Annotated in this window: 1 protein-coding gene; it reads right to left on the minus strand. The window is 52.2% G+C overall.

The features are described 5' to 3' along the window. Positions 1 to 674: IS21 family transposase (gene istA / locus RW114_RS20825; protein ID WP_340124635.1), on the minus strand; the 674-nt coding region annotated here is incomplete at both ends.

Below are 674 nucleotides of genomic sequence, written 5' to 3' on the forward strand. Positions count from 1 at the left end.
TCAATCAGTTTGTCACCGGCATGCAGCTCCACCTGTTCGCCCACACAGTGATGCGGCACCGAGTACAGATGCTGGTCGTAGATCAGGTGATAATCGATATTGACGCGGGCATTTTTGATGTCGGTGTACTGGTAAGCGTACTTGGGTAACGGTGACAGCGCCGGTTTATCCAGCGTTTCAAACCACTGCTGACGGCAGCCTGGCATTTGCTTGAAAGGCTTTTGATTGAGTTCATTCAGCAAGGCGCTGATACAGTAATTCAGCTCCGCCAAGGAGAAGAACGTTTGATGACGTAATTTAGCCATAATCCAGCGTTCGACCAGTAAAACACCAGCCTCAGCCTTGGCTTTATCCTTGGGTTTATAGGGCCTGGCAGGCATCACCGCGATCGAGTAATGGGATGCCAGTTGTTGATAACTGGGATTGAGTTCGGGGTCGTAACGACAGGCTTTTGTCACCCCGCTTTTTAAATTGTCAGGCACCAGCATCACGGTCGTTCCGCCAAAAAATTCAAAGGCCCGTACATGACTGCCTAGCCAATCCGGCAGGCTTTGGCTCCAGGTCGCTTCGGCAAAGGTGTAATTGGAGGCTCCCAACACCGCTACAAAGATCTGCGCGGTGCGAATTTCGCCGGTTGACGCGCAGACCACGGGCATTGTGGGTCCGGCATAATC

The organism is Methylobacter svalbardensis (assembly GCF_037671525.1).
Classification (GTDB): Bacteria; Pseudomonadota; Gammaproteobacteria; order Methylococcales; family Methylomonadaceae; genus Methylobacter_A; species Methylobacter_A svalbardensis.